Raw genomic sequence first — 245 nt, 5'->3', positions numbered from 1 at the left:
AGGGCGGCAACCTGCTGCGTCTTCAGGCCGGCGATGGTGCCGGTCTTCAGGGCGGCCAGGTCGGCCGTTTCCAGCGCGGCCACGGTTTCCGTTGCCAGCGCACCGATCTGGGCCGAGCTCAGCACGGCGGCCTGGTTGCTCGACAGGGCGACGATCTGGTTGGTCGTCATGCCGGCCATCGAACCGGTCGACAGGGCGGCCACCTGGTTGGTGCCCAGGGCACCGATCTGGTTGGTCGTCAGGGC

At 69.4% G+C, this 245-nt stretch carries 1 protein-coding gene; it reads right to left on the bottom strand.

All coding sequences use genetic code 11. The features are described from left to right. The coding region (locus GM672_RS30340; protein ID WP_170300307.1) for a hypothetical protein at nucleotides 1–245 on the bottom strand (245 nt) is incomplete at both ends.

This window comes from Pseudoduganella buxea (assembly GCF_009720835.1).
Taxonomy (GTDB): domain Bacteria; phylum Pseudomonadota; class Gammaproteobacteria; order Burkholderiales; family Burkholderiaceae_D; genus Rugamonas; species Rugamonas buxea.
This window is presented reverse-complemented; position numbering and strand designations above follow the sequence as displayed.